This window comes from Allocatelliglobosispora scoriae, from assembly GCF_014204945.1.
Lineage (GTDB): Bacteria > Actinomycetota > Actinomycetes > Mycobacteriales > Micromonosporaceae > Allocatelliglobosispora > Allocatelliglobosispora scoriae.
Genome location: NZ_JACHMN010000002.1, coordinates 3,079,945 through 3,100,437, shown reverse-complemented (window position 1 = coordinate 3,100,437; position 20,493 = coordinate 3,079,945). Strand labels below are relative to the sequence as shown.

General features: G+C 65.1%; 26 protein-coding genes. 19 read left to right on the top strand and 7 right to left on the bottom strand.

The features are described 5' to 3' along the window. The first annotated feature begins 27 nt into the window (after positions 1 to 27). A complete protein-coding gene (locus tag F4553_RS19710) occupies positions 28 to 750 on the top strand; it encodes a PspA/IM30 family protein (protein WP_184838089.1) in 723 nt (240 codons plus the stop codon). Here F4553_RS19710 and F4553_RS42480 read toward each other — a convergent pair. Then, positions 716 to 1,969: an ankyrin repeat domain-containing protein gene (locus tag F4553_RS42480; protein WP_184838087.1), complete on the bottom strand. Its 1,254-nt coding sequence runs from the start codon at positions 1,967 to 1,969 to the stop codon at positions 716 to 718. The genes F4553_RS19710 and F4553_RS42480 overlap by 35 nt on opposite strands. Before the next feature lie 89 nt (positions 1,970 to 2,058). Here F4553_RS42480 and F4553_RS19700 point away from each other — a divergent pair, with 89 nt between their 5' ends. Both F4553_RS19700 and F4553_RS19695 read left to right on the top strand, forming a co-directional pair. Then, the gene (locus F4553_RS19700) at positions 2,059 to 2,484 is read left to right on the top strand and encodes a YciI family protein (protein WP_184838086.1); all 426 of its coding nucleotides are present in this window, start codon (positions 2,059 to 2,061) and stop codon (positions 2,482 to 2,484) included. A 40-nt stretch (positions 2,485 to 2,524) separates the two neighbouring features. Further along, a complete protein-coding gene (locus F4553_RS19695) occupies positions 2,525 to 3,859 on the top strand; it encodes an RNA polymerase sigma factor (protein ID WP_312875267.1) in 1,335 nt (444 codons plus the stop codon). 166 nt (positions 3,860 to 4,025) lie between these two features. Here F4553_RS19695 and F4553_RS19690 read toward each other — a convergent pair whose 3' ends face one another. Both F4553_RS19690 and F4553_RS19685 read right to left on the bottom strand, forming a co-directional pair. After that, positions 4,026 to 4,175 (bottom strand): hypothetical protein, encoded by a 150-nt coding sequence (locus tag F4553_RS19690; RefSeq protein WP_184838084.1) that lies wholly within the window; start codon positions 4,173 to 4,175, stop codon positions 4,026 to 4,028. Between the two features lie 335 nt (positions 4,176 to 4,510). Continuing rightward, positions 4,511 to 5,452: a hypothetical protein gene (locus tag F4553_RS19685; RefSeq protein WP_184838082.1), complete on the bottom strand. Its 942-nt coding sequence runs from the start codon at positions 5,450 to 5,452 to the stop codon at positions 4,511 to 4,513. A gap of 787 nt (positions 5,453 to 6,239) precedes the next feature. On the opposite strand from F4553_RS19685, the gene F4553_RS43005 reads away from it, so the two are divergent. From F4553_RS43005 to F4553_RS19670, 3 genes are read left to right on the top strand one after another with little or no spacing between them, the layout of a single operon-like run. Further along, on the top strand, positions 6,240 to 6,728 hold the full coding sequence (locus F4553_RS43005; protein WP_184838080.1) for an AAA family ATPase: 489 nt from the start codon (positions 6,240 to 6,242) through the stop codon (positions 6,726 to 6,728). After that, the gene (locus tag F4553_RS19675; protein ID WP_376776228.1) at positions 6,677 to 7,555 is read left to right on the top strand and encodes an AAA family ATPase; all 879 of its coding nucleotides are present in this window, start codon (positions 6,677 to 6,679) and stop codon (positions 7,553 to 7,555) included. The genes F4553_RS43005 and F4553_RS19675 overlap by 52 nt, the downstream gene beginning before the upstream one ends. Continuing rightward, positions 7,536 to 8,159 carry an RloB family protein gene (locus tag F4553_RS19670; protein ID WP_184838078.1) on the top strand — a complete coding sequence of 208 codons (624 nt, stop codon included), beginning with the start codon at positions 7,536 to 7,538 and terminating at the stop codon, positions 8,157 to 8,159. The genes F4553_RS19675 and F4553_RS19670 overlap by 20 nt, the downstream gene beginning before the upstream one ends. A gap of 756 nt (positions 8,160 to 8,915) precedes the next feature. On the opposite strand, the gene F4553_RS19665 is transcribed toward F4553_RS19670, so the two are convergent. The 4 genes from F4553_RS19665 to F4553_RS19650 are packed head-to-tail and all read right to left on the bottom strand — an operon-like array spanning position 8,916 to position 11,412. Further along, the gene (locus tag F4553_RS19665; protein WP_184838077.1) at positions 8,916 to 9,233 is read right to left on the bottom strand and encodes a hypothetical protein; all 318 of its coding nucleotides are present in this window, start codon (positions 9,231 to 9,233) and stop codon (positions 8,916 to 8,918) included. Positions 9,234 to 9,264: 31 nt separating this feature from the next. Next, complete coding sequence (locus tag F4553_RS19660; protein ID WP_184838076.1) at positions 9,265 to 10,056, bottom strand: inositol monophosphatase family protein; 792 nt, start codon at positions 10,054 to 10,056, stop codon at positions 9,265 to 9,267. Further along, the gene (locus tag F4553_RS19655; RefSeq protein WP_184838075.1) at positions 10,053 to 10,904 is read right to left on the bottom strand and encodes a DUF5919 domain-containing protein; all 852 of its coding nucleotides are present in this window, start codon (positions 10,902 to 10,904) and stop codon (positions 10,053 to 10,055) included. Before F4553_RS19655 ends, F4553_RS19660 begins: the two co-directional genes overlap by 4 nt. A gap of 22 nt (positions 10,905 to 10,926) precedes the next feature. Then, on the bottom strand, positions 10,927 to 11,412 hold the full coding sequence (locus F4553_RS19650) for a GntR family transcriptional regulator (protein WP_184838074.1): 486 nt from the start codon (positions 11,410 to 11,412) through the stop codon (positions 10,927 to 10,929). 156 nt (positions 11,413 to 11,568) lie between these two features. Between F4553_RS19650 and F4553_RS19645 the strand changes: the two genes are divergently transcribed. The 13 genes from F4553_RS19645 to F4553_RS19585 all read left to right on the top strand — a co-directional run bounded on the left by F4553_RS19645 (position 11,569) and on the right by F4553_RS19585 (position 20,321). After that, positions 11,569 to 11,886 carry a hypothetical protein gene (locus F4553_RS19645; protein WP_184838072.1) on the top strand — a complete coding sequence of 106 codons (318 nt, stop codon included), beginning with the start codon at positions 11,569 to 11,571 and terminating at the stop codon, positions 11,884 to 11,886. Between the two features lie 185 nt (positions 11,887 to 12,071). After that, the gene (locus F4553_RS19640; protein ID WP_184838070.1) at positions 12,072 to 12,260 is read left to right on the top strand and encodes a hypothetical protein; all 189 of its coding nucleotides are present in this window, start codon (positions 12,072 to 12,074) and stop codon (positions 12,258 to 12,260) included. Positions 12,261 to 12,394: 134 nt separating this feature from the next. Then, entirely contained in the window at positions 12,395 to 13,273 is an 879-nt protein-coding gene (locus tag F4553_RS19635) for a hypothetical protein (protein ID WP_376776278.1), read from the top strand. 101 nt (positions 13,274 to 13,374) lie between these two features. Next, positions 13,375 to 14,214 (top strand): FtsK/SpoIIIE domain-containing protein, encoded by an 840-nt coding sequence (locus F4553_RS19630; RefSeq protein WP_376776277.1) that lies wholly within the window; start codon positions 13,375 to 13,377, stop codon positions 14,212 to 14,214. Positions 14,215 to 14,428: 214 nt separating this feature from the next. Further along, on the top strand, positions 14,429 to 14,665 hold the full coding sequence (locus F4553_RS19625; RefSeq protein ID WP_184838065.1) for a hypothetical protein: 237 nt from the start codon (positions 14,429 to 14,431) through the stop codon (positions 14,663 to 14,665). Further along, positions 14,662 to 14,997 carry a hypothetical protein gene (locus tag F4553_RS19620; RefSeq protein WP_184838064.1) on the top strand — a complete coding sequence of 112 codons (336 nt, stop codon included), beginning with the start codon at positions 14,662 to 14,664 and terminating at the stop codon, positions 14,995 to 14,997. The genes F4553_RS19625 and F4553_RS19620 overlap by 4 nt, the downstream gene beginning before the upstream one ends. Further along, the gene (locus tag F4553_RS19615) at positions 14,994 to 15,386 is read left to right on the top strand and encodes an RRQRL motif-containing zinc-binding protein (RefSeq protein WP_184838063.1); all 393 of its coding nucleotides are present in this window, start codon (positions 14,994 to 14,996) and stop codon (positions 15,384 to 15,386) included. The genes F4553_RS19620 and F4553_RS19615 overlap by 4 nt, the downstream gene beginning before the upstream one ends. Beyond that, on the top strand, positions 15,386 to 15,745 hold the full coding sequence (locus F4553_RS19610; RefSeq protein WP_184838062.1) for a hypothetical protein: 360 nt from the start codon (positions 15,386 to 15,388) through the stop codon (positions 15,743 to 15,745). The genes F4553_RS19615 and F4553_RS19610 overlap by 1 nt, the downstream gene beginning before the upstream one ends. Then, the gene (locus F4553_RS19605; RefSeq protein ID WP_184838061.1) at positions 15,742 to 16,551 is read left to right on the top strand and encodes a hypothetical protein; all 810 of its coding nucleotides are present in this window, start codon (positions 15,742 to 15,744) and stop codon (positions 16,549 to 16,551) included. The genes F4553_RS19610 and F4553_RS19605 overlap by 4 nt, the downstream gene beginning before the upstream one ends. Beyond that, entirely contained in the window at positions 16,548 to 16,844 is a 297-nt protein-coding gene (locus F4553_RS19600; RefSeq protein WP_184838060.1) for a hypothetical protein, read from the top strand. The genes F4553_RS19605 and F4553_RS19600 overlap by 4 nt, the downstream gene beginning before the upstream one ends. After that, positions 16,844 to 18,733, top strand: a complete 1,890-nt coding sequence (locus F4553_RS19595; protein ID WP_184838059.1) for a replication initiator — start codon at positions 16,844 to 16,846, stop codon at positions 18,731 to 18,733. Before F4553_RS19600 ends, F4553_RS19595 begins: the two co-directional genes overlap by 1 nt. Beyond that, positions 18,730 to 18,942, top strand: coding sequence for a helix-turn-helix transcriptional regulator (locus tag F4553_RS19590; RefSeq protein WP_184838058.1), 213 nt, complete (start codon positions 18,730 to 18,732; stop codon positions 18,940 to 18,942). The genes F4553_RS19595 and F4553_RS19590 overlap by 4 nt, the downstream gene beginning before the upstream one ends. Further along, a complete protein-coding gene (locus tag F4553_RS19585) occupies positions 18,939 to 20,321 on the top strand; it encodes a tyrosine-type recombinase/integrase (protein WP_184838057.1) in 1,383 nt (460 codons plus the stop codon). Before F4553_RS19590 ends, F4553_RS19585 begins: the two co-directional genes overlap by 4 nt. The last annotated feature ends 172 nt before the right edge of the window (positions 20,322 to 20,493 follow it).

The window sequence follows — 20,493 nt, the reverse complement described above, 5'->3', positions numbered from 1 at the left end:
AACCGATCAGATGAAGGAGACACGACCATGGCTGCCCAATCGATCCTGGGTCGCATCACGCAGATGGCCCGCGCCAACATCAACTCGATCCTGGACCAGGTCGAGGACCCCCAGGTCATGATCGACCAGATGATCCGCGATTACACGTCGAGCATCACCGAGGCCGAGAACGCCGTCGCGCAGACGATCGGCAACCTGCGGATGATCGAGGAGGACGCCAGGGAGGCCGACACCGCGGCGAAGGAGTGGGGCGCCAAGGCTTCGGCGGCGAGCGCCCGCGCCGATGAGCTGCGCACGGAGTCCAACGCTGCCGAGGCCGACAAGTTCGACAACCTCGCCCGGGTGGCGCTCGGCAAGCAGCTCGCGTTCGAGGGCGACGCGACCGAGTTCGCGCCGGTCATCGCCGAGCAGACCGAGGTCACCGAGAAGCTCAAGGCCGGCCTGACCCAGATGCGGGGCAAGCTCGACGAGCTCAAGCGCAAGCGGGACGAGCTCGTCGGCCGGGCGAAGGTCAACGACGCCCGCGCCCGGGTGCAGGACGCCGTCAAGAACATCAACGTTCTCGACCCGACCACGGAGATCGGCCGGTTCGAGGAGAAGATCCGCCGCGAGGAGGCACGCCTGCGGGGTCAGGAGGAGATGACGGCCTCCAGCATCGACGCGCAGTTCGAGAGCCTCGACGACCTCGCCCGCGACTCCGAGGTGGAGGCCCGGCTCAAGAAGCTGAAGGTCGGTGCCGGGCGGTCCTGAGCAGCTCGGCGGTGGCCGACTGCCCGGCGTGCTCGGCCCAGCCCAGCGGCGTCGCCCGGTATGCCGGGTCCGCGATCTCCGGGTCCGCTCCGAGCTCCAGCAGCGCCTCGACGGTGCCGACGTGGCCGTGGAACGCGGCCTGATGCAGCGGCGTCGCGCGGTGCAGCACATCGACGTCGAAGCCCAGCTCGACCATGAGCCGCACCGCGTCCGTCAGCCCGTTCTCGGCGGCGGTGACGATGTGGTGCGGCCGGTAGTCGATGGCGGCGTCCCGGATCGACGGGTCGGCGCCGATCAGCCGGTCGATCGCCGGGCGGTCCGCGCGCATGCAGGCGCCGAGGAAGCCGAGCACGGGATCGCCGCTGGTCATGGCACCGTGCGCGGCGAGCAGCTTGGCGAACTCGGCATGCCCGTTGATCGTGGCGAGCTCCCACGCGTTGCGCCCCTCGAAGATCGGGTGCCCGGTGCCGATCCCGTCCACGATGACGCCGGCCGGCAGGAGCAGGCGCGCCCGCTCGATCCGCCCCCGCTCGGCCGCCTTGATCAGCTCGTCCTGCAGCAGCTGAGCCGGGCTCGGATGGGCATCGCCGAGTCGCTGATGCCAGATCCCGCCGCTGCCCCGGCCCAGCCCGCCCGCGAGCAGCAGCCGCAGGTAGTCGTCGCCCTCGTCGCGGTGCAGTCCGCAGTTGTAGAGGGCCTGGCTGTCGTTGGCGTTGGCACCCGCGTTGAGCAGCAGCCGCGCCAGGTTGAACCGGTGCTGGTGCGGCGGCTGATCGCCCTCGCCCCGACCGAACGCCCCGGCGAGCGCGGTGAACGGCGACGGCAGCCCCTCCCACAGGTATCCCGCCTCGGGGTCGGCCCCGTGCTCCAGCAGCAGCTGCGCCACCCCGATCGGATCGTCGCCGTCGACCCGCGAATAGGCGAGGTAGAGCAGCGGCTCCCACTCGAACGGGCCGCCGTCCCGGCTCGCCAGCCCTGGATCGGCAGCGAGGAACCGCCGGGTCGCCGCGAGATTGCCGAGCGCCGCAGCCGTGTAGATCGAGGTGGCCGAGAGCCCCGGATGCGCGTCGAGCAGCGCCCGTGCCCGATGTCGCCGCTCGACGCTGTCCGCGCCGTAGGTGAGGCAGGCCAGCCGCAGGAACTCATCGGCCCGCTCCGCCGCTGAGGTCAGGGGACCGCCGATGGGCTGCCGATGCGGGTTACGCGTATAGGCCGACACCTCGCAAATTTACTCCGGAAACGGCTCCACCGAACCGTCGATCCGGTGCCGCCCCGCTCGACGCACGGACAGAAAGGCAGACTGGGGTCATGCGATACATGCTTCTGCTCAAGGGCGACCCGCAGCCCGGCCGGCTCCCGCCCGAGGAGCTCATCGGCGCGATGATGGATTACCACGAGGAGTTGGCGAAGGCCGGGGTGCTGCTCGCGAGCGAGGGGCTCTTCGACAGCAGCCGGGGCGCTCGCGTCACCTATCTCGACGGTCGGCGGACCGTCACCGACGGCCCCTTCACCGAGACGAAGGAGCTGATCGCGGGCTACCTCCTGATCCAGGTCGGCTCCCGGGAGGAGGCGATCGAGTGGGCGATGCGCTGCCCGGTCGAGTACGCCGTCGGCCCCGGCCACGAGGCGGTCGTCGAGGTACGCCAGATCGCCGAGATGACCGACCTGCCCGCCGCCACCGCGTCGCAGCTGACCGGGATGGAGCAGCTGAAGGGCAACCTGCCGGCGAGCTGACGTTTGCGGCCTCACCGTCGATCATGTTCTGATCGAGGGCGTGACGGATGCCGTGGACGAGAGCCGCCGGGCCGTCGACGCGGTGTGGCGGATCGAGTCCGGCCGCGTCATCGCCGGACTGGCCCGCCTCACCCGCGACGTCGGCGAGGCCGAGGAGCTGGCCCAGGACGCCCTGGTCGCCGCGCTGGAGCAGTGGCCGTCGTCCGGGGTGCCGCGCAACCCCGGCGCGTGGCTGATGACCGTGGCGAAGCGCCGGGCGATCGACCGGATCCGGCACAACGAGGTCCTCGACCGCAAGCTCGGCGAGCTCGGCCTCGCGGAGGCGGTGGAGCCCGACCTCGAGATCGACACCATCGAGGACGACCTGCTGCGGCTCGTCTTCATCTCCTGCCACCCCGTGCTCACCACGGAGGCCCGGGTCGCCCTGACGCTGCGGGTGCTCGGGGGCATGAAGACCGATGAGATCGCCCGGGCGTTCCTCGTCTCCGAGCCGACGATCGCGCAGCGGATCGTGCGGGCCAAGCGGGCGCTCGCCGATGCCCGGGTCCCCTTCGAGGTGCCGCCGCCTGCGGAGCGGCAGGAGCGGCTCTCATCGGTGCTGGAGGTCATCTACCTCGTCTTCAACGAGGGGTACTCGGCGACGGCCGGGGATGACTGGCTGCGCCCGGCACTGTGTGACGAGGCGATGCGGCTCGGTCGCGTACTGGCCGGATTGATGCCCGTGGAGCCCGAGGTGCACGGCCTGGTCGCGCTGATGGAGATCCAGGCGTCGCGGGCTGCGGCTCGGGTCGGGCCCGGTGGAGAGCCGGTGCTGCTGCTGGAGCAGGACCGGCGGCGGTGGGACCAGGTGCTGATCCGGCGCGGGCTCGCGGCGATCGCGCGGGCCGAGGCGTTGGGGTCCGCGCCCGGGCCCTATCTGGTGCAGGCGGCGATCGCGGCCTGTCACGCTGCTGCACCGGCGCCCGAGGACACGGATTGGCGGCGGATCGCGGGGCTCTATGAGGTGCTGGCGCAGCTGGTGCCGACCGCGGTGGTGGAGCTGAACCGGGCTGTCGCGCTGAGCATGGCGTTCGGGCCTGCGGCCGGGCTGGAGCTGGTGGATCAGCTGGTCGCCGAGCCGTCGTTGAAGGACTATCACCTGCTGCCGAGCGTGCGAGGTGACCTGCTGGTCAAGCTGGGCCGGCACGCCGAGGCGGTCGCGGAGTTCGAGCGCGCGGCGTCCCTCACCCGCAACGAGCGAGAGAAAACCCTCCTGGGGGTACGCGCAGCGCAAGCCGCCCGAGCCATCGCGCAAGATCGTGCTGTTTCCCGGAAACAGGCCCCTCGCGAGGTGTGGTTAGGGCTTGCTTCCGGGAAACAGCACGATCTTGCGTAACGCAATGCTGTCCGGAACATCTGGGTGCCCCCGGCAGGAATCGAACCTGCGGCCTGCGGTTTAGGAAGGGGCGGCGCGTTGCTATCGTATGGCCATCTGACCTGCCGGTTCGTTCGGCGTCAGGCTCGGCCTGGCTAGATCATTCCGCGTATTTGCCGTGCCGCTGTCAGGGCACGATGTCGATTTCGGCGTTCGCGTCCAGCGCGAGAAGTCGGGTCGGTTCGTCGGTGATGATGCGCCATCCATGCTCGGCCGACAACGCCACGGTGTGGCCGGCCACGACATCGTGCCCTGATCTTGGCTGGGCTGAGTTCATACTGGCAGGCTTTGTGGTTCGGCGCCCGTGATCGGTGGAACCACGGGCCCCGGACCGGGTACTCTAGATGTTGGTGATCAAGTCCCATAGGTTTGCAAGCTGAGTTGTTCCCTCAGCTTTAACGAGCCAGATCATTAAAATGAGTAGGACTAATATGACGGCGAAGCGCATCGTTGCGCCCCAACCGTCGACAACGGCGGCCTGTACTACGGACCACATGCTAGGTGGTGTTGTTGGTGCGGGTCGTTCGTTGGTTTCAGTTCTTTTGCCGGATTTGATTTCGGTACCTCCTTCCTGCCGGTTTTGAGTGGGTAGCGATGCCTCGGGTCAATCGGCTATGAATCAGCGACCGGGGCGTTGCCTTTTGTGTAGGTGATGGTCGTTTTGGTGCCCTGCCTTTTCTCGACGGCGATCTTGATTATTTCTGACACTTTGCCTGCGTTTCGCGCTTCTCTACCAGTGGAAGCCTGTAGCTTCGCTCGTGCTGTCATTCCGTATGGGTCGGCGAGGGCTCGGTGCCACACGGGTCGGAGGCCGATAGAGGACCTTGGCTCTGCAACCATTTGGCGGTGCTCTCGAAGAAGCGGCGTCTCAGGTGCGACTCTCGCGTCGCGCAGTTGTTGGTAGCCCCGTTCGGCGGTCCTCTCGGAGAAGCCGTACCACTGGTGGGCCCTCTCTACCGCCATCGAAAATGTGGGATTTTGAGTCGTTTCTGCGAGTATCACCAGGAACATCGCTTTCCCTGCTAGTTCTAGCTCGTCTGCGAGCCCTGAGGTCCAGTACTCATGTGGAATTGTGAAGTAGCCCTTTCCGACTTTTGCGGGGTCGCGTCCAGGTCTAGCCCAGGGTTCGCCCGAGCCGTCTTCCAGTAGCGGCTTGACCACTACCTTCCGCCCACTGGTATCCCTTGTGATCAGCTTCCTGTTGACCAATGCATCCAGTGCGCGTGAAGCCACGCTTGATGTGCATGGCTTGCGTGCGGAGCTAAGCATCTGTGCCCACCTGGCCAGCGGGATCGGGGTGGCAGCCACAGGCTCTAAGGCATGAATTAAGAGGAACGCGTCCAGCGACCGTTCCTGCCTTCCTCGTACCAGATCAGATAGCAGGGAGGCTCGGGTGTCTGATCCTGCAGCTTTCTGGACGAAAACCTTCCGTATAGGAACAAATCCGCGTTTTGCACTATCTAGGAGAGACTTGCGGGCGTTGAAGCCATCAGCCGGCTTCTCGTCCTCTAGGCCTTCAAACGGGTCGTGCGTGGGGCTAATCTTGCTGCTCATGAGGCCCACACTAGCGGTAACAGTCGAGCTAGCAAACCAACATAGTTGCCGTTGAGCGACATCCTGGGTGCCAATATGCGATGCGATGGGACGCTTACTGGGACACCACGTGCGACGTCAATGCGACGCCGTAAAACCTTAAGCGGCTGGGGTTCCGGGGCCGCTGAGTTGGGCCCCGCTCCTCGACTTAAGTGCGCCCCTTCGGATACATCTCCGACGTGTCCCAATATGCGGGAAGTGGAACTTGGGCACGCTAGACCTGGGGCTGGAGCTCAACCCTCCAGCCCTTTAGATCGCTTACCCATGGGTACGTATGTCCGAATGGAATGCTCGTTGACGTTGCGGAGATGACGGCTCGTGCCCGCTGGTGACCGTGGGTGGACAGATCTACTGGCTCATGGATGGCCCGTTCGGTCATGATCGGATCTGGCCAGCTGTATTGCCGTATTGCTGTATGACTTGGCTGTAGATATGTCATAGTGCTACTAGCAAATTATTCCTACATCTAGATTTCATTGGAAATCTAGAGCGTCTGCCTCTGGCGAGCTTCAGCGATCAAGTTCCGTCAGCAACGTGACAGCAGGTGACTCATGTCACGCAATAGGCGTCCTATGGGCAGCAGGCCGAAGTCGGAGGGGTAGTAGGACGCTGAGCCCAGCATGCGATGCCGAAAATGAATTTCATTGGCGGCGCGGTAGCGCACAGTAATGAGTGCGGACTGGGATGTTGCGTGGTTTACTCACACGGAACAGCCTGAAGCCATGGAAGAACATAGGGCAGGTACCTGATGCTGCTGAGTTTTCGTTTTGCCAACCATCGCTCGTTCCGCGACGAACAGCATCTGAATCTTACCCCTGTCTACCCTGGGGACCTGGAAGGCTCCGAGCCTCGTGGCGCCGTGTCGGTTGCGGGGATCTTCGGCGCGAACGCCTCCGGTAAGTCGAACTCCCTTCACGCTTTGGCGATGATGAAATCATTGGTCTTGGGGTCCGACCGAGAAGTAGAGCCCGATGTATTCAAATTTCGAAGGTTTCCATTCCGACTAGATGTTGCGTCGGAGGATGAGCCGTCGAGGTACGTGGTAGATATGCGCGTTGGTACATCTAGATACAGCTACGGCTTTACTGTAAATAGCAAATGTGTGCTCGAAGAGTGGTTGTTTGAGTGGCCAGCAAATACTAATCGAAAAAATTTGATATATGAGCGCGTGGGTCAAAAATTTGAATGGGGGGATCGCACAAAAAGGATGCTAACCTCACTCAAATTGCTGATCTAGTTCATCCGTCGGCCTTATTTATATCGACCATCTCGAGGCTAGCGCCTAAGGCTGCTAGTGATTCCATTGCGGCTACCTATCGATGGTTCGCAAGATTGCGTACTCGGTTTCGACCGGGCCCTGGTGTCAGAGCTGCACACTGGGGTTTCTACTGGTATGACATGCATGATGACGACAAGTTGGTGGTCAAGAACCTCCTTTCTGCGGCTGACGTAGGCATTGTTGATGTGTCTCTGAAGCCCTTGCCTGAAGAAATAATGGACTCCATTCAGTCGGACGACATGGATGCTGCTCAGATCAGGCGCATAGAACGTAACCGTGCGAGGGAGCAAAAACTTCAGTTTGCCCACCGCAGTGCAAGCGGCAGCGTCATGATGGATATAGACGACGAATCGACCGGAACTCAACAGCTACTCGATCTCGCTGTGGACGTAGCCTTTACGCTGCGTTACGGCACGGTTATGACCGTCGATGAAATCGATGCAAGTTTGCATCCAATGTTGACGGCGAGACTGATATGGCTATTCCAGCATGCGGCCACGAATCCACGCTTCGGGCAGCTTATATTTACGAGTCATGATGCAACTTTGCTGGGAAATTTCGAAGGCGAAGAAGTATTGCATCGTGACCAGATCTGGTTTGCCGAAAAAGCTGATGACGGATCGTCAGTTCTTTACCCACTTGTAGAGTTTAAGCCGCGAAAAGATGAAAATAGGCAGCGCAGATACCTAAATGGAAGCTACGGAGGCGTGCCGGAACTTTCGGAAGATGTCTTTGAGCAGGCGTTGATATTGCGAGGTGACATCGATGGGGAAGGGCAGGAGTAGTCGCAATGAGCGTCGCCCTATCCGTGTTGGTGTAGGTCGAGAGACCAACTTCAATAGAGAAACTGATCTGGTTTCATCCCGCCTAACCATCCTCATCGTAACAAATGGTGAAGATACGGAGATGGATTACCTTAAGGCATTAAAGGGGGAAGCCTGGGTTAGGCTGGGCAGAGTAGTGGTGGCATTTGAGAACGGCGACCCGTTGAATGCGGTCGAGACCGCTCGTAAGCGGCGAATTAAGGATGATTTCGATCATGCGTGGGTGGTGAGCGATGTCGATGATTTTGATGTCGACAAAGCTCAGGCCCTGGCTGTTAAATGTGACATCGAGTTAATGCTTTCTAAACCGTGTTTCGAATTTTGGCTCCTCTTGCATTTTGAATATTCTGATAGGTTCTTCGAGAACTGTGGGAAGGTTGGCGATAAGCTAACCGGATATCTACCTGCGTGGGATAAGACAAGACTGGATTACTCGCACTTTCGCCAAAATGTTTTCGAGGCCGCAAAAAGAGCGAAGAGGCTGCATAGTAATCCTGATAGCCATTCCAAGACCGACCTCTGGCGCCTAGTGGAATTGCTTTCTTCTGAAGAGGCGGGACTATAGGCGCGGCGTAGGCGACCAATGGGTCCCGTTGGCGTTGCAACCGCTCTATAGCTAGACAGGTCCAAGGAAACCCGCCACGATATTCGCTGCCTGCATGCCAGGGCGGCAAGGAGCGCCACACTCCGTCAATGCATTCTTGACGCCCTGCCGTCCACGCGGAGAACCCGTACACCCTTGCCCGCCTGCCATCCCGTCGTCCATTGACCCGCCCCTTGGGAAGCAGACCGCCGCCGGCACCGCCACCACCGACCCTGCGTGAGGTGACCGACCAGGGCTGGCGGTGCCGGCGGCGGTCTGCTGGGCTTGCCCGGGTCAATGGGTGACGGGACGGCAGGTCCCTGCCTCGACCACGGCGGACCGGGACGCGCGGATGGACCCCGTTGCCATCCTGGAGACCGGCGGCCCCCGCCGGAGGCACAGCTCTTGACCGGCGGATCGTCACGCGCCTGAGCTGCCCGGCACCGAGTGGCGGCTGGCGTGTGTGCGGTGGCGAAACTGGCGCGGCGGTGGCGGTCTGGTCCTCGTTGAGGATCGCGTGTCTTGCGGCCCTGTCTGCCCTTAGGTCGCTTTGCGCCAGCCGATGGGCATAGGCATGCTCGCCCGGCCCGCCAGGGCCGGGCGAGCATGGCGCCCGATCGGCGGCGCAAGCGGCCCGTCAGGGCCGCCTTGAAGACGTACAGAAAGTTCTCACAGCATCGCCGTGCCGGGCTCTGGCCTGTAGAGCTGCAGAGGGTCCTACGGGAAGGAACCCTATGGCTACTCTTCGCTGCTCAGCGGAATCCGCGTTGGGTCCTTCGTCAACTTGAGAAGCTGATCGGCCCGCGCCTTCGATACGCCGATCCGATCAGCGAGTTCGGCTATGGACATCTTCTCGGACTGCCAGATGCGTCGGACTGCTTCTGCTCGAAGACCCGCAGCTGTATCGGCGAGATCCCGCATCAGCTCCGCCAGGTCTGTTGCCTGCTTGAATCCCTGCTGCGGCTCAGGGGCCGCCCGCACGGCCTCCTGGGCAGACAGGAACGTCGCCTTTACGGCGGTTAGATCCTGGTCGAATGTGGAGATCTCCTGATCCATGTCCGCATCCTACGATTCACCTGCGGAAGCGCTACTGCCTTGCTTGGGCGATCATGGCCAGGATGAGTTCGCTGATCCCTGGCGCGCATCCGATCGTGGCTGACGATTCCGTGGTGTGTTCGCTGCCGTCTGCATCGACGACCAGTGCACCGGCTTCTCTGGCGATGATGACGCCTGCGGACATGTCCCAGGGGTTGTTGGACATGGTGACGGTGGCGTCGATCTTGCCTGCCGCGAGGAACGCGAAGTCGATGGCCGCGGTTCCGTGCATCCGTATCCGTTGCACGGTCGCGGCCAGGCTCGCGGTGAGCTTGATCCGGATGTCGTTCTTGCGCTGTGCATCGGTTCCGACCGCGTAGTCGCCGATCGCGACCACGGCTTCGTCGAGCCTGTCCACGGTGCTGGTATGGATGCGGTTGCCGTTCTCCCAGGCTCCGCCGCCTTCGACAGCGGTGAACCGGGTCCGCAGGCGCGGTGCGTCGATGATCCCGAGGACGGGCCGGTTGCGGTGCACCAATGCGAGGGACACCGCGCACAGCGGGGACCCGTGGAGGTAGTTGACCGTGCCGTCGATGGGGTCGAGGATCCACGCCCAGTCGCCGTCGGGTCCGGTGGTGCCGTCTTCCTCGCCGATGAACGCGATGCTGGGTGTCTCGATGGCGAGGAAGGCCCGGACGGCGCGTTCGATGGCGTAGTCCGCCTCGGACGCCATGTCGCGCTCCCCTTTAGCGGTGAGGTGTCCTCCCGGGGTTTCCAGGAACAGCTTCGTGGCGATCGTCGTTGCCTGCTCGGCGACGCCGAGGAGTTCACGGGGTTCGGTCATAGCGGTTGGCCTCTCTCCCACAAGACGTTAAAGACCTGCTCGAACATGGGGTACAGCCCGGCGACTGAGGACCGCCGGTTCAGGACTAACGTCGGCGAGTCGATGCCACGGGCTTCGGGTAGGTATGGCTGCACGACGGCCACGTCACTGTCGATCATGATGATGTTGAAGCGGACGGTCTCGTCATAGGTGGCGATCTCGACGTTGGGCCGCAGGTCTACCGGGAGTCTGTCCCGAACCCTGTACATCACCGTCTGAATGTTGAGTTCGGTCAGCGACGACAGGTGTCCCGGCGGATAGCCCTCCTCCTGTTCCCGCTGTGCGATTGCGGTGCCAGCCGGGTCAAGGAACAGGAACTTCAGCCGGGTCCCGCCCTGGACGAGGTCGCGTAGCCGGCTGTCGGTGTAGTTCTGGCACAGGATGTTCAGCGACAATCCCGCCGCCCGGATCTCCGTCGCCTGATCGAACAGCCTGTGCGGCGGCATCGCCGACACGAACTCAGACCTCGTCGCGAACACGGCGGTCACGTCGGCGAACCTGTCCGCCATCGCCTGGCCGATCAGGTCCGTCTCATGACGGCTGCTCTGAACGGGTACCGATCCGTGCATCGCCAAGTTCGCAGCCATGAGGACGTCGCCTGGCGGAACGACTGCGGTCTCCCACGACTCGATCACCTCAGGGCTCGGAAGCCACCCGATCAGCGGTTCCAACCGCTCTGCAAAGTCAGGACGGCTCAGCCCAAGTCGTTGTCTTGCTTGGGAAACCTGCTCACGGGCGAGTGCGCCCACGTCCGGCTTGAACCGCTTCCTGGTGTTCAAGTCGATGATCTTGCCTGGTTCCCCCGACATGACTTCCTCCCCTGAGCTGGACCTACTCGGCTGCCCTACGGGTTCGCTTGCCGTCAGAGCCAACGGAGGCTTCCCTCGGGTAGGGCTGGCCAAGCTTGGCATAGAGATCAATCATCTGTGAGCTGAGATTTCCGACCTGCCGTTTCAGATCCTCGATCTCGCCATCAACGCGTTGATCGCCAACCAACTGCTCTAGCCGCTCCAGGCGCTCGTGGATCCCGGAGAGCTGCTCTTCTGCTGTCGAGTGGGACTCGTTGGCGTCACTCGCCTCATCTGCGTGACGCACATATACGCCTCGGCCTTGCGCCGAGACGACCAGATCTTCATCACGTAGCACTCGGATGGCCTGGTGAATCGTCATCGGGGCAACGCCCCATTCCGCTGCTAGCTCCCTGCTGGAGGTCAACCGATCCCCGGGCTTCAGCTCGCCTGCCTTGATCGAACGACGTAGCTCGTCGGCGATCTGCACGTATGGCGGCCTGGGGTCGTTGGGAAGGATCTGGGCCATGTGAACAGCTTAGGCGCTCTGGATATCCAGGGCGATCCAGAGCGATCTAATAAATTTTGACAGTTGCCCTTGCTCGCCCTATGGCGCTCTAGTACAGTTGCCTCCAGAGCGATCGTCCACAAGGGGCGTGCTCGATATGTATTGGAGGAGCAGCTCGTGAAGCTGTACATCGACACCGCTGGTAAGCAGTTCCAGGTCTCTCGGGATGTGGAGGAGAAGAAGGATCAGAACGGGCAGCAGCGTTCGGAGAAGGGTACGGGCCGTCTGATGTGGTCGACTCAGGTCATCGCGCTGGACGAGACTGGGGCCGAGGTCATCACCATCACGACGGCTGGTGTTAAGCCTGATGTGAGGGTGGGGACGATCGTTGCTCCCGTCCGGCTGGAGGCCATCGCGTGGGCGACGAACGGGAAGAACGGCGTGGCGTACAAGTCCGAGGAGCTGAAGCCCGTTTCGGTGGCTTCCGCGAAGTAGTCCCTGGATCGTGGTTGATGGTTGTGCCTTGGCCACGGGTGTCAGTGGCCGCTCCGTCCGGGCCGTGTCCGGCCTGTAGGTAGTACCCGGCGTCGTTGCCGGTCCCACTCCGGTTGCGGGTGGTTGAAATCCCATTCCGTTGGTGTCGTGTCGCGATGGCGCGCGCCCTGTGAAAGGACGCCGAGATGGCGAGTATCCAGATCGTTTATGGCGCCGGTGCCACGGCGACGCTGGTGAACCAGGGTCCTGGGCAGGTGGATCAGGCGATTGCGATCCTGTCGGATCCGTCGCAGGTGATCACTGTTCCGATCGATGGTGGTCGGGTCGTGATCCCGGTCCGCGCGGTGACCGCGTTGCGGATCACTGAGAAGTAGCTAGGGGTGCGGGGCCATACGGCGGCAACCGGTGGCCCCGCTTTCAACTCATCCGATCCCCGTCTCAGGGAGGACTTGTCGTGTCCAAATCTACTACTGCCCGTGGTCTGTTCGGCCGTCGTATGTCGGGGATGGTGACGGTCCTGGAGACCCGTGTCCACCAGACCTCGGCCCGTAACGCCCGGCTGGCGTTCATCCTCACCGCGGCTGTCACGGGTGTCATCGCCCTGGCGGTCGCGTCGGAGTACATGCACGCGTTGCTGGCCGCGTTCGTCGCCGCGGCTGTCGGTGCTGTCACCGGTGGCGTGGTGTGGTGCGTGGTCCGGGCGTGGAAGCTGCTCCGGGTGATCTGGTGGTGGCTGCCCGAGATCGTGTTCGCCGTCGTGGCCGGCCTTTCCTGGCAGGCCCTGGCGGACGCCACGAACCTGGTGGTCCGGCTGCTGGTCCTCACTGTCGTGGTGGGTGTCCCGGCAGGTTGGCCTCCGCTGCGGCGCAAGGTCGTGGCGTGGGTGTGGTGCCTGATCATCAGGCACCGGCTGCGGATGTGCTTCACCCAGTTCATCACCACGAACCGGTCGGGGAGCCTGCCGCTGATCATGTGGGCTCGTCCGACCCCGGTCGGGGAACGCGTCCGGGTGCTGCTGCGCCCGGGGCTGTCCCTGACCACGCTCCAGGCGCAGGCCGAGAGGCTCGCGGTGGCGTGCTATGCCACCAGTGTGCTGATCGAGCGGGTCGGCGGTAACGCCGCCTATCTGCGCCTGGACATCAAACGCCGGGAGGTCCTGGACCGCACGATCGTGTCGCCGTTGGCGGACATGGTCGACCCGGACGTTCCCGTGGCAGCCCGCAAGCCGGGGATCCTGCCGACCGCTCTGAACCTGGCCGACGTGCCCGACGACGAGCTGATCCCGGTCGCTGTGTACCGGCCGTCCTCGAAGGACAAGGCCGCACAGGTCAACGGCACCAAAACCACCACCCAGGCCGTGGTGGACGACACCGACGAGTGGATCTGATCCACGCACCGTCAACACCCTGTTGACCGCTTCTTCCAGCGCGGGGGGCCGCCTCGCGTGGCTCCCCGCACCCTTTCCACGGAAGGAACACATCCATGACCATCACCACGGACCGGCCCGTTGGGGCCTTGGAGGTTTCGGTGCCGGTCGCCCCGTCGATGTCGATGTTCGACCCGATCTATCTCGGGATCGACGAGTTCGGTGCCCCGGTCTACATCGAGGTCATCTACCGCAACCTCCTCGTCGGAGGTGAACCCGGCGGCGGCAAGTCCGGGCTCCTGAACGGGATCTGCGCCCATGCCGCCTACTCTGCCGACACCCGCCTGGTGCTGTTCGACGCCAAAAGGGTCGAGCTCGGGCTGTGGCGCGACTGCGCCGACGAGTTCGTCGGCCCGAACATCAAGCACGCCCTGTCGGTGCTGCGGCGCCTGGCCGTGGTGATGGACAACCGGTACGCGTGGCTCGACGCCCACCAGCGCCGCAAGATCGTCCCTTCGGACGGCCTCACGGTGATCACCAGTGTGTTCGACGAGATCGCGTTCTACTCGGCCACCACCGGCACCAAGGCCGAGCAGGAGGAGTTCTCCTCGCTCCTGCGAGACATCGTCGCCCGGGGGCGTGCGTGCGCGATGCCGGTCATCGCCGCGACCCAGCGGCCGTCGTTCGACATCATCCCGACCAGCCTGCGGGACCTGTTCGGGTTCCGGGCAGCTTTCCGCTGCACCACACCCAACACCAGCAACATCGTCCTGGGCCACGGATGGGCCGAGCAGGGCTACTCCGCCAACGACATCGACCCCACCAACCAGGGCGCCGCGTACCTCCTCGCCGAGGACGGCACACCCCGTCGGATCAAAGTCGCGTACCTCGACGACGCGCAGATCATCGACATCGCCAACCACGCCGCCTGGATCCGCCGCCCACAGTCCGTGACGGCATGACAGGCCACCGCTACCGCCACCAATAGCACCGCCGAGACCAGCCATCAGCTTGCAGGCACAGAGCTGGTCCCGACGGCCAACCACACACCCCCATTGAGAGGACGTGGCTGTCTTGAACCCTACCCAATTACAGGCCGCGATCGACGCTGTCGATCTGGGTCTGATCCCTGACCACACCCTGCGGAAGCTCGCCGATTCCAGCCCCCTGGATGTGATGACCTCCGCCGTGGAGTTGCTCTACACCGCCTATCTCCTGGCCCAGCAGCCCCGGACCGAGTCCGCCGCCGCGACCATGGGCGCGTTCCACGACACCGCGATCGAACGCATCGCGGTCGCCCTGGTCATGCACCGTGACCAGGCCGCTTTCACCTACACCCGGGACAACCCGGAATCGGACACCCGTCCGGTCCCCGCCCATGAGGGCTGGCACGTGGGGCGGTCCGCCGCATGAACCCCACACCGCAGACCGCCGGTGATGGCGATATCGCCGTCAACGTCTCCTTGACCGTTCCCGCCCAGCGGCGCAAGCCGACGAAAGCGGTGGAGAACCGCGACTTCGCGTCGTTCTGCCGCCGGATCATCCGCGCCCATGCCCGCCGCGTCGCGGCCGGTGACGTGGAGGCCCTCACCGACCTCATCAACCTGTCCTCGGCACTGGACGAGGCGATCAATGACGCCGTGCGGGGCCTGCGGGCCGAGCCGTACGTGTACTCGTGGGCGGAGATCGCCCGCCGCCTCGGTATCAGCAAGCAGGCCGCCCAGCAGCGCTGGGGCAAGCCATGACGGCCACGGTCGTGCGCCCGACGGGGCAGTTCACGGAGTTCTACGACCCCGACGGGGAGACGTTCGGCCTGCCGACGTTCCCGTACCTCTGCGCCCCGGAAGGCCTTGCCACCCGGCGCCAGCTCCGTTCTGCGGGGCTCAGTCCGGGCGGTCACGACCCGGTCGCGCAGCTCATGTGGCGGCACCGCACAACCCAGCGGGTCGCCTACCTCTACGACACGGCGCTGGCCCGCCCGAAGCGGACCGCCACCCCGAGGCAGCTGGACGCCATTACCGCGGCTTTGACCGCGCGGCGGACCTGCCCGACCTGCACGCAGGTCAAGACCTATTACATCCCGCGCCGGACCGGCGCATGCCTCGACTGCACCCCTATCGGAGGGCGGCACTGATGTACTTCGACACCCTGTTCATCAACGACCACGAGTGCACCGACCAGTGCGCTGACGGGCTGCGCCCGGCCGGTACCCGGGGCATCCTCGGACCGGTCAACCGGGCCTGCCTCACCTGCGGTGAGCGCTGCGACTTCTGCGACACCACCGCCGTGTTCCCGGTCCCCGTACCGGGCAACCCGTACGGGTACTGCGAGGCCTGCCTCGCCCTCAAGGCCCGCGCCGTCGGCATGATCCTCACCCGCTGCCACGAGTGCTACGGGATCACCGGGCTCATGCCCCTGGACCCCGCCGACCGGCTCGGCCTGGTCCACCACACCCTGGGCTGCGACCACGCCGACGAGGCGGCGCAGCTATGACCACCACACCCAACCCCAGCACCCGGGGCCGCGGCTGGGCCTACACCGGGACGATCCTCGGCGGCGGTATCAGCATCGCCGCGAACGTCGCCCACTCCTTCGTGCCCCCGGCCGGTGCGCCGGATACCTGGGCACCCAATCCCGGCGCTGTCGCCGGTTCCATCGTCTGGCCGGTGATCCTGTTCATCGCCGTGGAGATCCTCGCCCGGGTCCGCTGGCCCGAGGGCCTGTGGTGGAGCGTGATGCGCTTCGGCGGCATGCTCCCCGTCGCCCTCGTCGCCGGACTCGTCTCCTACCGGCACCTCTCCAGTCTGCTGCGGTTCTACGGCGAAGACGCCATCGTCAGCATCCTCGGCCCCCTCGCCGTCGACGGGCTCATGGTCATGGCGACCAGCGCCCTACTCGTCCTCGGCAACCGCACCACCGAACCCACCACGGCACCCGCCGACACCACCACACAGCCGGCCTTTTCGACGCCGGTCACCCCACAGCGGGCTGACTCCGCGTATCCGCCGGCCGCGACCCACCATCACCATGACACCCCAGCCGACACCGTCGTCGGCGACGACCCGGTCGCGCTTCCCGCGCACCTGATCCGGGCCGCCCAGTTCGCCACGGCGAACCACGCCAACACCCACCCGCACGAGCGGATGACCGGCGACGACCTCGCCGCCGCCATCAACGTCACCCCGGGCGTCGCCCGGCTGCTCCTGGCCGCCATCGAACCCACCACCACAGTGGTCGAACCGGCGGTTCCGGCTCACGTCAACGGCCACGCCGTGCAGATCACGGCAGGTGCCCGGTGACCGTCTACGGGGTCGACGTGTCGATCCTGACCCACCTGTGTCCGGCCGACCACACTCGGCACGAGTGCGACCGGGCGCAGTACATCGCCTACGTCATCCCCGGCGGTGAGTGCCGGTCGCCGGTCACCGTCCGCTGCGGGAACGCGACGGCGGTGATCGCCTGTGGTCGGCATGAGCCGCACCACCGGCAGTGCCAGGCCTGCAGGAACCTCGTCGTCGTGGTGACCGAGCACTACCACCATGCCGGATACGAGGGCCCTGCTCACCGCATTCCGGCCACGGTCGGGTGCTGATGGTTTCGATGCTGGACGCCGTACCCCGTGCCTTCCCGGCCCGGGGTGCGGTCTCGAACCCCGAACCCGTCGACCGGTACACGTTTCCCAACCTCGTCGGGAACACGTTCCTGCCCGCCGCCCTGGACCGGGCCGCCCGCCCCGACTACCCCCAGTGGCTCGATCACGTCCGCCCCGCCGCCGAATGCACCCGCCCCATCCGCCTGTCCGGCACCGTCCCCGGCACCGACCCGACCACCCACGCCCCGATCGCCCGGGCGACGGCGCAGATGCCCGACGGCACCATCTACAAGGCCTGCGGCAACCGGCGCGCCACCGTCTGCCCCTCCTGCGCCCGCACCTACCAGTCCGACGCCTACCAGCTGCTCCGCGCCGGACTCATCGGCGGCAAAGGCATCCCCACCTCGGTCACCGCCCACCCGGCGGTGTTCGCCACGTTCACCGCACCGCCGTTCGGGACCGTCCACCACCGCGTGGTCAAGCGCCACACATGCCGCGACCGGCGCCGCTGCGACTGCCGCGCCGAACCCTGCCACGCACGCACCGGCACCAACCCCACCGTCTGCGGCCACGGCACCCGGACCGCGTGCTTCGCCCGCCACGAGACCAGCGACCCCCGCCTCGGCCAACCCCTGTGCCTGGACTGCTACGACCACGACCACCAGGTCGTCTGGAACCTGTACGCCGGGGAGCTGTGGCGCCGCACCAAACAGGCCATCGAAAGGTTCCTGACCAAGCTCGCGAAGCGTCGCGGGATCCCACGGGTCATCGTCGGGTACCACCCGGTCACCGGGAACGCCATCACCAAGGCACCCGTCCGCGTCTCGCACGGCAAAGCTAGCGAGTTCCAGATCCGGGGCGCCGTGCACTTCCACGTCCTGCTGCGCCTCGACGGCGTCGACCCCGGCGACCCCACCGCGGTCGTCCCCCCGCCGGACGGGTTCACCCACGACGACCTCGACGACGCGATCCGGGCCGCCGCCGACATCACCTTCACCACCCCGCACCATCCCGACCACCACGACACCGACGGCAACCCGTCCGGGTGGGAGATGGCATGGGGCACCCAGGTCGACGTCAAACCGATCAACGCCACCGGCGGCGAGCTCACCGACAGCATGGTCGCCGGATACATCGCCAAGTACGCCACCAAGTCCACCGAGGCCACCGGACACCGGTCGACCCGGCTCACCGCCGACGACATCGACGACTACGCCGACCACGACGGCGACCACATCGCCCGCCTCATCGCCGCGTGCTGGTACCTCGGCCGACCCCTCACTCTCGGCACCCCCTACGCCCAACGACCCCACCCGGTGAAGGCGGGGCCGGGGTTCCGGGAACGGTGGACCTGCCAGCACTGCGAGCAGACCACCCGCTACGCCGTCTGCCTCTGCCAGGAACTCACCGAACGCGCCAACACCGCCTACGCCCGCATGACCGGCACCGCAGAATCTCCCGCCGACACCACAGCCGGCCACACCTCTAACAGGAAATCCTCCGGGCCGTCGCCCGAGGATTACGCCCGGCTCCGCCGGTGGGCGCACATGCTCGGCTTCGGCGGGCACTTCCTCACCAAAGCCCGCCGCTACTCCGTCACCTTCGCCGAACTCCGAGGCGCCCGCGTCGCCTACCGGCGCTTCGAGGTCTCCGCCGCCGAGCTCGCCGAGCACCCGCAACCGGACGGGTTCGACCTCGACGACACCACGCTGATCGTCGGATCGCTCACCTTCGCAGGCGTCGGCTGGCACACCACCGCCGACGCCGTACTCGCCATGACCGCCGCCGCCCTCGCCCGCGAACGCCGTCAAGCAGGCCTTGACGCCATCGCCCACGAAATCGGCTCCGCCACGACCAACCCACCAACCCGAAAGGAGACCCGGCCATGAGCAGCACAGCCACCCACACCGACGACGACCTGATGACTGTTCCCGATGTCCTGCACGTGCTGCGTCCGCTGTCGAAACGCACCTTCTACCGCTGGCGCGAGACCGGCAAAGCCCCGATCTGCATCCGGCTGCCCAACGGCGAACTGCGCATCCATCGCAGCGACTTCAAGGAGTGGCTGGACAGCCACAGGGAGCAGGTGGCGGCATGAAGAGCTACAGCGTCCGTGTCTGGGCGATCAAGGTCAATAAGCTGGCGAAGGGGCGCAAGTCCTATACGGTCCGCTGGATTGTCGCCCACGAGGAGCAGTCGGCCACGTTCGCGACCCGGTCGCTGGCCGACAACTATCGGACCGATCTGAAGAAGGCCGTCAACGCCGGTGAAGCGTTCGATACTGTCACCGGCCTGCCCGATTCGATGGTCGAGCTGGCGCTGGCCCCGGTCGGCGAGACGTGGATGGACTTCGCGGCCCGGTATGTCGCGATGAAGTGGCCGGATGCCGCCGCGAAGTCGCGCAGCAGCATGATCGATGCCCTGATCACGGTCACTCCGGCGTTGGTGGTCGACGATGCTGGCTGTCCAGAAGCAGATGTGCTGCGGCGGGTTCTGGCTGCCCACTTCATCCCGAGCGCGAAGCCAGATGCCTGTGATCTCGGTGTGCTCGCTTGGGTGGTGGAGCGCTCGGTTCCGCTTTCTTCGCTGGCCGACGCTGTTGTCACCCGGGCGGGCCTTGAGGCTGTGGGCAGATTGATGGATGGCAAGGCGGCCGCGGCTACGACTAGGCGCCGGAAGCGGGCCGTGTTCTACAACGTGCTTGAGTTCGCCGTCGAGCTGGAGCTGCTGGACTCCAACCCGATCGACCGGCTCCGCGTGCGGACTCGCAAGACCAGCGTCGTCGAAGCGGTGGACAGCCGTGTTGTTGCCAACCCGCGCCAGATGACGGCGCTGCTCATCGCTGTGGGCTTCGTCGGTGACCGGATCGCCGATCGGGGCAAGCTCCTCGTCGCGTTCTTCGCCTGTCTCTACTACGCGGCCTTGCGTCCAGGGGAAGCGCTGGGTCTGCGGCAGCAGGACTGCCACCTGCCGCAGGCGGGGTGGGGCAAGCTGACAGTCGGCCATAACCGGCCGGAGGCGGGGAAGAAGTTCACGGATTCCGGCGAGGTCCATGACAGGCGGGGGCTCAAGCACCGGGACGAGAGGGAAGTACGCGGTGTCCCCATTCCTCCGGTCCTCGTCCTGCTGCTTCGCGCGCACATCGAGCTGTTCGGTGCTGCCGATGATGGCAGGCTATTTCGTAGCGCCAATGGCAGGCCGGTGGCGTCGTCGACTTATCGCCGGGTGTGGAAGCAGGCGAGAGAGATCGCGCTGACCCCAGAACAGGCGAGCTCGGTTCTCGCGGAGACGCCGTACGACCTGCGCCATGCTGGCGTGTCGCTGTGGCTGAACTCCGGCGTCCCGGCGCCGAACGTCGCCAGTCGAGCAGGGCACTCCGTCGAGGTGCTGCTCAAGATCTATGCCAAGTGCATCCATGGCGAGGACGAGACGATCAACGGGCGGATTGAGCGAGGTCTTGAGGATCAATCCGAGTGATCATTGGGCGACCCGAAAACCGGCCGGACTCCCGGCCGGTTTTCTCTTGTTCACCTGCGGAAACGTCAGTCATGATCATTCCGCGTATTTGCCGGGACCCCTGGCAAACGGGGGCTGTGGGTGGCATCCGGCTGCATGCGGCGACATATCGACCATCGGAAGTCTTTGCTGG

What these genes read in the sequence shown, in the direction of transcription:
- F4553_RS19595 (WP_184838059.1), top strand. Translation starts at nt 16,844, where the DNA reads ATGGTTTCGATGCTGGACGCCGTACCCCGTGCCTTCCCGGCCCGGGGT.
- F4553_RS19620 (WP_184838064.1), top strand. Translation starts at nt 14,662, where the DNA reads ATGAACCCCACACCGCAGACCGCCGGTGATGGCGATATCGCCGTCAAC.
- F4553_RS19665 (WP_184838077.1), bottom strand. Translation starts at nt 9,233, where the DNA reads ATGGATCAGGAGATCTCCACATTCGACCAGGATCTAACCGCCGTAAAG.
- F4553_RS19650 (WP_184838074.1), bottom strand. Translation starts at nt 11,412, where the DNA reads ATGGCCCAGATCCTTCCCAACGACCCCAGGCCGCCATACGTGCAGATC.
- F4553_RS19690 (WP_184838084.1), bottom strand. Translation starts at nt 4,175, where the DNA reads ATGAACTCAGCCCAGCCAAGATCAGGGCACGATGTCGTGGCCGGCCAC.
- F4553_RS19610 (WP_184838062.1), top strand. Translation starts at nt 15,386, where the DNA reads ATGTACTTCGACACCCTGTTCATCAACGACCACGAGTGCACCGACCAG.
- F4553_RS19590 (WP_184838058.1), top strand. Translation starts at nt 18,730, where the DNA reads ATGAGCAGCACAGCCACCCACACCGACGACGACCTGATGACTGTTCCC.
- F4553_RS19670 (WP_184838078.1), top strand. Translation starts at nt 7,536, where the DNA reads ATGGGGAAGGGCAGGAGTAGTCGCAATGAGCGTCGCCCTATCCGTGTT.
- F4553_RS19700 (WP_184838086.1), top strand. Translation starts at nt 2,059, where the DNA reads ATGCGATACATGCTTCTGCTCAAGGGCGACCCGCAGCCCGGCCGGCTC.
- F4553_RS19615 (WP_184838063.1), top strand. Translation starts at nt 14,994, where the DNA reads ATGACGGCCACGGTCGTGCGCCCGACGGGGCAGTTCACGGAGTTCTAC.
- F4553_RS19660 (WP_184838076.1), bottom strand. Translation starts at nt 10,056, where the DNA reads ATGACCGAACCCCGTGAACTCCTCGGCGTCGCCGAGCAGGCAACGACG.
- F4553_RS43005 (WP_184838080.1), top strand. Translation starts at nt 6,240, where the DNA reads ATGCTGCTGAGTTTTCGTTTTGCCAACCATCGCTCGTTCCGCGACGAA.
- F4553_RS19685 (WP_184838082.1), bottom strand. Translation starts at nt 5,452, where the DNA reads ATGAGCAGCAAGATTAGCCCCACGCACGACCCGTTTGAAGGCCTAGAG.
- F4553_RS19640 (WP_184838070.1), top strand. Translation starts at nt 12,072, where the DNA reads ATGGCGAGTATCCAGATCGTTTATGGCGCCGGTGCCACGGCGACGCTG.
- F4553_RS19655 (WP_184838075.1), bottom strand. Translation starts at nt 10,904, where the DNA reads ATGTCGGGGGAACCAGGCAAGATCATCGACTTGAACACCAGGAAGCGG.
- F4553_RS19625 (WP_184838065.1), top strand. Translation starts at nt 14,429, where the DNA reads ATGACCTCCGCCGTGGAGTTGCTCTACACCGCCTATCTCCTGGCCCAG.
- F4553_RS19605 (WP_184838061.1), top strand. Translation starts at nt 15,742, where the DNA reads ATGACCACCACACCCAACCCCAGCACCCGGGGCCGCGGCTGGGCCTAC.
- F4553_RS19675 (WP_376776228.1), top strand. Translation starts at nt 6,677, where the DNA reads ATGGGGGGATCGCACAAAAAGGATGCTAACCTCACTCAAATTGCTGAT.
- F4553_RS19710 (WP_184838089.1), top strand. Translation starts at nt 28, where the DNA reads ATGGCTGCCCAATCGATCCTGGGTCGCATCACGCAGATGGCCCGCGCC.
- F4553_RS19585 (WP_184838057.1), top strand. Translation starts at nt 18,939, where the DNA reads ATGAAGAGCTACAGCGTCCGTGTCTGGGCGATCAAGGTCAATAAGCTG.